The following is a 9085-nucleotide window of genomic DNA, read 5'->3' as shown; positions in this document are numbered from 1 at the left end:
GCAGCCCTCTAGCAGCGTTTCAGTGGCGTCATAGGCCAGGATGGTATTGAAGTCAGCCCGCGTATAGCCATAGCCACTGTGCTGACCATTGCCGCTGTAGAAGCGGCTATAGTCGCTGAAGAAAGCGGGCAGAGAGCGGCCCAAATAGCTCCACTCATCGGGGTAGGCGAAGGAGGTGAAGTGCAAGCGCGTAAAGGCTTGCCTGACAGCGCTATAGCCCTGGGGCTGATAGAGGGCATCGCCGCCGAGAACGGGCAGCTTGGCGAATGTACCAGTGGTAGGCAGGTACTTGAGCAAGGGCGTAATATCGCTGGCGTAGCCAGCAAAGTAGATTAGATCAGGATTCTTGCTCAAGGCGTCGGAGAGCAAGGCCGGGAGCTGGTTGTTCTGGCTCCGCTGATAGTGCTCCTCGACAACGATCTGCCCTCCTCCTTGCGTGAAGGCTTGACGGAAGTCACGGTAGAGGCTGCTACTATAACTGTTGCCTTGATCGTAGAAGGCGGCCACTCGGCGAGCGTGCAACGTCTCCAGCGCATAGCGGGCGCCGGCGCTAGCCTGGACCTGATTCGAGGGGGCCACTCGGAAAAAGTAAGGTGAGAGGCCGCTGAGTTGATCGCTGGAGGCCGTTCCCGAGACGATCGGAATATGGGCCCGGGCTAGCACTCCGACGGCATTGATGGTTTGCGCGCTAAAGGGCCAGCCCATGACTCCTACAATGGTGCTATCCTGACGGGCAGCCTGGACGATCTGCTGGGCCACGGTGCCCGCGTAGCCATCCTCGCTGCCAGAATTGGCGATGAGCAGACGCAACTTGAAGCCATTGAGACCGCCTGCGTCGTTAAACTCGCGCTGGGCCACGTAGGCGCCTTGCAGGATTTCACGTCCAACATCAGTGTCGGAGCCGGTCAGCATGGTGCCAATGACCAGCGTGAGATAGGGCGAGCCGGAGGCCAGGACACGCAGATTCTCCTGATAGATGAGAGCTTCGGCGTCATTGGAATCAATGGCGATGGCTTGAGCAAGATATGACTGGGCAGCGGCATAATCATCTGCTTTGAAGCTCTTGGCCGCTTGCTGCTTAAGATCAGCATCGCCGCTGGCGCGCGTGGTGTCGAAGATAATGCTACCATCGCTGAGACCGAGCAGCTCAGGCTGTCCCTGCGAGTTTTTAATGGTAAAGGCCCCAATGCCGTTAATGTTGGCTGGCAGCGCTGTGCTGACCGCTGTAGCACTGCTACTGTGTGTGCCTGTGGTCCCTGACTCCTGCAGGCGCTGGCGCAAGCCACTGAAGGCGCCCAGAGCAATGGCGGCAATGAGGATGAGAACGAGTAAGAGCACGAGAAAGCTGGCCAGCACCTGGCCATTGTAGTTCCGCTTGCCGGGGATGCCACGGATGCCCGGTCGAAGGCGCGGTTGAGGCGGAGAGTATGACCCTTGCCAGGCCTGGAATTGCTGCTGGCCTTGCTGCACTGGGCCGGTGACAGGATCAGGTGCGCCGGGTGATGAGCTGGGCATCGCTGATGGCATCGTGGGCGGGAGCGGTGTAAAGGGTCCTCCCGTGCTCACTGCCGGGCTGGTCCCTCTCCCTTTCGAGAAGGGAGCAGAAGTCGGGGTCGAGCTGCGACTGGGAAAACCGCCGCTTTGCGGGCGTGGTCTGCTGATGGGATGCGCACCGGTAGTCAAGGTAGCGCCCATGAGGCCAAAACGCTCTTCCAGAATCTGGTCAACCTCCTGCTTCATCTCGCTGGCGCTCTGATAGCGCTTGGTAATGTCGTTCTGCAGAGCACGAGTCAGCAGGCGTTCGATCTCTGGCGAGAGTCGTGGATTGAGGCTACGCACCGGCGGGTAGACAAATGGCGGATGCTCGCGTGGGTCACGATTGGTCAGGAGATGGTGCATGGTGGCCGCTAGCGCATAGAGATCTGAGCGCGGATCGGCCTTTCCCTGATATTGCTCTGGCGGGGCATACCCCGGCGTGCCCAGGGCACTCGTCTGCTTGCGTGCTGCGCCTGCAGCCAGATCGGGGCGTGCAATGCCAAAGTCGACAAGATGGGCCCGTCCATCGTTGTCGCTAATGACAATATTGGCCGGTTTAACGTCGCGGTGGACGATGGGAGGCCTGCGACTGGCCAGATACTCCAGCACCAGCAGGATATCGGAGGCATAGGTGAGAACTTCCCCTTCTGGCAGTGGCTTTCCCAGTCGGTTCAGGCGCTCTTCCAGGTTCTCTCCCGCTACATATTCCTGTACCATGAAGTAGTGAGAGCCTTCCTGGAAATGGTCGGTCACCGCTGGCACGAGAAAGTGATCGACGCTGGCCAGCGTCGCCACTTCGCGCTTAAAGTTGCGCACGTCCTCCTGCAATTGGGCCGGGTCGCTGCTGTCGGAAATCAGCTCTTTGATGACGACCAGCTTGTTGTTGAGACGTGTATCCTCGGCCAGGAGCACCGCCCCCATTCCTCCCTCACCCAGAATCCGCTTGATGACGTAACGATCGTTTTGGAGACGGTCGCCGGGTCGCAGCGAGGTCGAGACCTTCTGGCCCTGCGTTTGGGTCTGGGTCGGATGGGCATCCTGGGCATCCTGCCCACCTTGCGACACGGGTGCCTGCCAGGTGTCGCTTGTAACACCCGTGTCGGCGCTCAATCGCTTGCCACATTGGTTACAGAAGCGCCCGCCCGGGCGGTTCTCAGCACCACAGTAAGGGCATTTCATGCTCAGCCTACCTTGTTATTTCACTGCTATACAAAAACGTTGCTTGTCCCGCTCGCTTGCTATTTGAGAAAGCGACCTTGAACAGACTCTATTTTAATGTGTCCGACGTTATCAACCATCAGGACAACGACGGCCTTGTTGTCAGGATTGCCATCAGGCCCCAGGGAGATGACGCCACTGATGCCCTGAACCGCCTGGGGGCCGTTGAGTCCGGCCAGGGCCTGCCGCAGCTCTGCCCCGCTCATGGTCGTCTTGCCATTGCCGCCGAGGATGTGGCGACTGGCCTCCAGCAGCACCAGGGTTGCGTCGTACGAGAGAATGGCATCGTTGTCGGGGCGCGTGTAGCCGTAGCCAACGTGGCGGCTGTTGGCATTGAAGGTTTGCGGATAAACGGTAAAGAAAGCCGGTTGGGACAGAGCGAGATAGCTCCACTCGTCAGGATAGGCGAAGGCCGTGAAGTGGAGACGCAGAAAACCAGCTCGCGCGCTGCTTGGGTAGCCTTGCAGCTGATAGAGAGCATCGCCTCCCATTATTTGCAGCCTGGCCAGCGGGCCTGTCGTTGGCAGGTTGGTGAGCAGCGTAGCAACGTCGCTAGCGTAACCAGAGAAGTAGAGCAGGTCAGGGCTGTGGGCCAGCGCATCCTCTAAGAGCGTCGGTAGGTTGGCTGGCTTGCCGACACGATAGCGCTCCTCTACAACGATGGTCCCACCCTCGGCGGTGTAACGCTGGCTAAAAGCCGCCGCCAGGCTCTGGCTATAGGGGTCGAGCGGGTCAAGGAAAAGGGCCACACGCCTGGCTCGCAGATGCTGATAGGCATAGTCCGCTCCGACGGCTCCCTGACGCTGATCTGAGGGACAGACACGGAAAAAGTAGGCCGATTTGCCGCTTAATTGGTCGCTAGAGGCGCTCGGCGAGACCATCGGGAGCTGAGCCTGGCTCAAAATCGGGAGAGCACTCAGCACGCGCGAGCTGTAGGGCCAGCCCATGACGCCAACGATAGTTTTATCCGCTTTGGCGGCCTGCACAATCTGCTGTGCTATGGTGGTTGCAAAGAGGCTGCTACTGCCCGAGTTGGCAATCAGCAGGCGCACTAGTACCCCTGAGCCAAGTTTGTAGCCGCTATTGTATTCCTTCTGGGCAATGTAGGCTCCTTGGAGATTGTCGCGTCCTGTTCCGACAGCACCGCTGTCATTGCCTGTGAGAATGGTGGCCACGATTAGAGTGATATAGGGGTTGCCCGAGGCCAGGACACGTTGGTCTTCCAGATAGATTAGTGCTTCGGCATCGTTACTGTCGACATCAAGGGCTGATTGCCAGAGAGCCACAGCCCCACTGATGTCGCCTTGCCGAAGACGTTGGGCAGCTTGCTGCTTGAGATCACCATCGGGACGCGCTACATCAAAGGCGACGCTGCCATCGCTGATGCCGATATAGTCTTTCTGGCCGGTATCGGGATTGACGACGTTGTAGGCTCCCAGGCCCTTCTTGAGGGTCGGCGGCGGTGTGATCGTTCTGCTCTGAGCCAGCGAGGTGGTCGGACCGCCGCGACTGATCAGACGCGGGATGAGGAAGAGCAAGAGGCCGCCAGCGATCACGACTACGACGAGCAGGAGTAGCAGGACGCCGTAGAGCATCCTTTGTGAGAAGATGCTCCGCCGGGCCAGGCTTGTAGCCGGCCCCCCAGGCAAGGGGAAGCTCACGAAGCCTCCGCCGCTCCCGCTCGCCGGCAAGGCCGCCGGACCGGTAGGGGACGGATTGGGCCAGCCAGACCATAATAAGCCGCTGCTCGTCGCCGTCTGCCCTGCGACAACGCCGCTCGCTAGCGTTGGTTCGTCCGCTTTAGCAGGATAGCTGCCAGGACGATAGCCAAAGCGCTGAAAGAGTAGCGCTTCAATATCGCGCTTCATGGCGCTGGCGCTCTGGTAGCGCTGGTTAGGGTCTTGCTGCAGGGCGTAGAGCAAGATTCGCTCGGTCTCAGGCGACAACTGCGGATTCAAGCTGCGCACTGGCGGATAGTTGAAGGGCGGGTAATGACGCGGGTCACGCCCGGTCAGGGCATGATGTAAGGTGGCTGCCAGTGCATAGAGATCAGAGCGCGGGTCGGCGTTGCCCTGATACTGCTCTGGAGGAGCGTAGCCAGGGGTGCCGGCTGTGTTCCTCATCTGCTCGGGTTGGGCGCGCTCTCCCTCCGTCTCGGCGGGGGCAAGGCTAAAGCCCACCAGATAGGCGTGTCCATCACTGGCGCTGATCACGATATTGGCAGGCTTAATGTCGTGATGGACTACCGGCGGGGTTTGCAGTTCTAGATATTCCAAAATATCAATAATATCAGCGGCATAGATGAGAACTTCGCGCTCGCTTAAGGGGCCTTGGCGCTGCTCTAACAGCTTGTTCAGGCTGTCGCCCTCGATATATTCCTCAACCATGAAGTAGCGCTCGCCCTCCTGAAAGTGGTCAGTGACCGAGGGGATGAGGGGATGATCCAGGTGAGCCAGCCGCGCTACCTCGCGTTTGAGCTGTCTGATAGCTTCCTGACGCTGCTTGGGGTCACTTGCCGCGGGACGCAGCTCGCGAATGACGACCCGCTTACCGTCGAGGCGATGATCAACGGCCAGGAGAACGGCCCCTTTTCCGAGGGGCCGGACAACCTCATAGCGCCCTCCCTGGAGGCGCATGCCTGGCCTCAAAGGGCCAGGAGCGACCTGCTTGCTGGTGAGCGAGCTGCTGCTAGCAAGCATAGAGCGGCCACAGGTGCTGCAAAAGCGCGCCTCGGGGCGGTTCGCTGCGCCGCAATGGGGGCAATCCATGGTTTCGCGCCTGCCTCCTCTGCCCAGTGACAAATCTCTTCAGTCGATTGATCGCTGCTGCCTGCGCCGATACGATAAGAGAAACGGACCAACAGCCTGCTTTGTAGGCTGGTTCCTGCTCCCCCTGCTCTCCTGGCCCTGCTAGCTAGCTACTTTTTTCATTCATGGCTGGCCGGCTACTTCTCCTGGGGTGACGGCGCAAGCACGGACGGCCAGGAGCACAAGGCCCAGAGGGGAGAAGGCGCCGCGCGAGTACGCGCAAGCAGCTACTTGGCCTCTGCTGAGTGCTTGCCAGTTCGCCAGCCCCTGGTGTTGACCAACATCAGGGGTTTTCTCTTCTACCAGATAAAATACGCACACTGGAGGGGAAAGTTAAAGAGGCAAAAGCAGACAGGCGTAACTTGCCAGACCGGGGCGAGCGACCCGGCAGCATGCACTTGCCTGCGCCTCATCCATACGCAAGCGTCTCATGCCGCCGGGCTGTTCTTTCAGGCTGTTCGATCTCTCAGCCGAGCAAGCAAGAGGGCCTGGTAGAGTGATCCGCGTGGTTCTTACCGCCCTCACGCCTGCTCTGGGCCAGATAGGGGTCTGCTCCTCCCAGGATCTTATTTCAGGAAGCGTCCTTGAATGGACTCCAGTTTAATATGTCCGACGCTATCAACTGTCAACACAACTACCGCTTTATTCTGGGGATTTCCATCGCTCCCAAAGGCAATCACGCCACTGATACCCTGTACGCTGCGTGATCCATTCAGACGAGCCAAAGCCTGCTGAAGGTCCTGGCCATTAAAGGCTGCCTTGCCGCTGCTGATCAGCGACCTGCCTGCCTCCAAGAGGACCAGCGTCGCATCGTAGGCTAGCATGCTATCTGTGAAGGGGCGGGTATAGCCATAGCCACTCTGCTGTCCGTTGGCATTGAAGACCTGGGCATAGGTCGTAAAAAAGGCTGGCTGGGGGAGAGCCAGATAGCCCCACTCATCGGGATAGGCGAAGGCTGTGAAATGCAGACGGAGGAAGCCAGCCCGGGCACTCTTAGGGTAGCCCTGAAGCAAGTAGAGACCGTCGCCTCCCATGACCTGCAAGTGGGCAAAGGGACCAGAGGTCGGCAGGCTACTCAGCAGGCCCGCAACGTCGGCAGAGAAACCGGCAAAATAGATGAGGTCGGGCTGATGCATGAGGGCATCTCGCAACAGGGCCGGTAAGTTGCCCGACTTGCCGACCGTATACTGTTCGCTGACAACAATGCTGCCGCCATCGCTGCGGTAGCGTGTGCTGAAGGCCGTGGCCAGACTCTGGCTATAGGCGTCGGCTGGATCGAAGAAGAGAGCGACGCGTCTCGCTTGCAGACGCTGATAGCTGTAATCAGCTCCGATCAGCCCCTGTTGGTGATCAGATGGGCAGACGCGGAAAAAATAAGGTGAGCGTCCCGTCAGCAGATCGCTAGAAGCCGTCTCTGAAACCATCGGCAGATGAGCCTGTGCCAGAATAGGGAGCGCGTTCAAGGCCCGAGAGCTGTAGGGCCAGCCCATGATGCCCACAATGGTTTTGTCGGCCCGCGCCGCCTGAACAATCTGCTGTGCGACGGTGGTGGCAAAGAGACTATTGCCGCCGGAGTTAGCGATCAGCAGGCGTACTTGCAGGCCCCCGCCGAGCTTCCCGCCGCTGTTGTACTCCTTCTGAGCCAGATAAGCCCCTTGTAAATCGCCGCGTCCCGCCCCCACGGCGGCGGGATCGGGTCCGCTGAGCATGGTTGCTACGACGAAAGTGATATAGGGACTGCCCGAGGAGAGCACTCGCTGATCTTCCAGATAAATCAGGGCCTCAGCATCATTTTCATCGAGGCTTAGAGCCGACTGCCAGAGGGCCGCCGCCCCGCCGACATCACCGCTTTGCAGGTGTTGGGCAGCCTGTTGCTTGAGCTTGCCATCAGGGCGATTGGTATCAAAGGCCGCTCTCCCGTCGCTAATGCCAATGTAGTCTTTTTGCCCTGTAGCGGGATCGGTCACTGTATAGCCCCCGATGCCGTTCGGCAGAGTAGGAGGCGAAGGTGCTAGCGCAGGTGGCGCTGCTGCTCCCGAGCGTCTAGCAGCCGTTGAGTCGCCTGGTCCCGTCAGACGGGGCAGGGCCAGTAAGACGGTCGCACCCAGGATGACCACGAGCAGGCCGATGACTAGCAGCAGGTGCGAAAGGGGAACTTGTCTCTTTCCAAGGGTGAGTGGCCTGGCAAGCATGGGCTGCCGCCTCCGCCTCCTGATAGGACGCAGGCTTTCAGATTGGGCGGGTTGCGTAGCTTGAGAAGGCTGAGATGACGGTGACAGTGACAGACGGTCTGCTTGCGTGACCGCTGCCGTAGCAGGAGGGGGTGTCTGAGGCTGCCCAAGCAATCCCGAGACGGGCGACGCACTGGCTGCTAGAGGGAGAGAGGTTCCCTGGCCTGTTGCCGGGGCGGGAGTGCTAAAGGGTACGCCAAAGTGGCGGAGCAAGATGGCGTCGATCTCTCGCTTCATCAGAGCAGCGTGCTGATAACGCTGATTGGGATCTGCCTGCAGGGCCAACATCAGCACTCGTTCGGTCTCCGGCGAAATGCCGGGATTGAGGGCCCGCACAGGAGGATAGCTAAAGGGGGGCTGCTGGCGAGGATCATAGCCTGTCAGAAGCTGATGCAGGGTGACAGCCAGGGCGTAGAGATCGGAGCGATGGTCAGCCTGACCTTGATACTGTTCGGGCGCTGCGTAGCCTGGCGTTCCCAGCAGAGTCGGACGCTGGCGCAGCCGATTGCGGGCCTGCTGAGCCGTGGGGGGCATGAGGTTGACCAGGTGAGCATCGCCATCGCGTTGGCCAATGACGATGTTGGTCGGTTTGATGTCTCCATGAAAAATCGGAGGACTGTTATTCTCAAGATAATCCAGGAGATCAAGAAGCTCTGAGGCGTAGACGAGTACTTCACGTTCAGCGAGCGGCCAGGAGAACTGAGCAAGTCGCCGTTCGACATGCTCTCCTTCTATGTACTCGCAGACGAGAAAATAGCGCTCTCTGTCGAGAAAATGGTCAAGTACCCTTGGGAGAAATGGATGATCGAGATGCGCTAAAATTGATATTTCAAAACTGAGCTGTTTAAAATCCTGCTCGCGGCGCCAGGGATCAGGAGCATCAGAGAGCAGTTCCTTGATGACTACGCGCCTGCCGTTACGCTGCTGATCATTTGCTAGCCAGGCAGCACCTACCCCACCCCAGCCAAGGATACGGGCGATGTAGTAGCGCCCGCCGTGAAGGTGGCTACCTGGCGCTAGAGAGCCAGCGACGGTGCTGGCTCCCTTGATGGCCGCTTCCCCTTGTAAAGGACCAAAGCAGTGGGCACAGAAGCCGGCCCCGGGGCGAGTCTCTGCCCCGCAGTGAGGACATTGCATCTTCGTGTACCTGCCTTCCTTGCCCGAATCTTGTCGCTGGGCACAAAGTGGAGAGCCACGACAGACCCTTACCCTCTTCTCTTTCTACACCCCATTCACCTTTCATGAAGATAATCATGTATACTGAACATACGCCATAAGCAGTATGTTCAGAGG

3 protein-coding genes are annotated in these 9085 nt (G+C 59.3%); all 3 read right to left on the bottom strand.

Features of this window, described 5'->3' with window-relative positions; genetic code table 11:
* Nucleotides 1–2715 (bottom strand): ABC transporter substrate-binding protein (locus tag IRZ24_RS12360; protein ID WP_297164668.1); only part of this gene is annotated, 2715 nt, incomplete at its 3' end.
* A 59-nt stretch (nt 2716–2774) separates the two neighbouring features.
* Complete coding sequence (locus tag IRZ24_RS12355; protein WP_297164665.1) at nt 2775–5522, bottom strand: ABC transporter substrate-binding protein; 2748 nt, start codon at nt 5520–5522, stop codon at nt 2775–2777.
* Nucleotides 5523–6127: 605 nt separating this feature from the next.
* Nucleotides 6128–8929, bottom strand: a complete 2802-nt coding sequence (locus IRZ24_RS12350; RefSeq protein ID WP_297164662.1) for an ABC transporter substrate-binding protein — start codon at nt 8927–8929, stop codon at nt 6128–6130.
* Between the last annotated feature and the right edge of the window lie 156 nt (nt 8930–9085).

It is taken from the genome of Thermogemmatispora sp. (assembly GCF_019683755.1).
Taxonomy (GTDB): domain Bacteria; phylum Chloroflexota; class Ktedonobacteria; order Ktedonobacterales; family Ktedonobacteraceae; genus Thermogemmatispora.
Note: the sequence above shows the minus strand (reverse complement) of the source record. Positions and strands in the feature narration are given on the sequence as shown.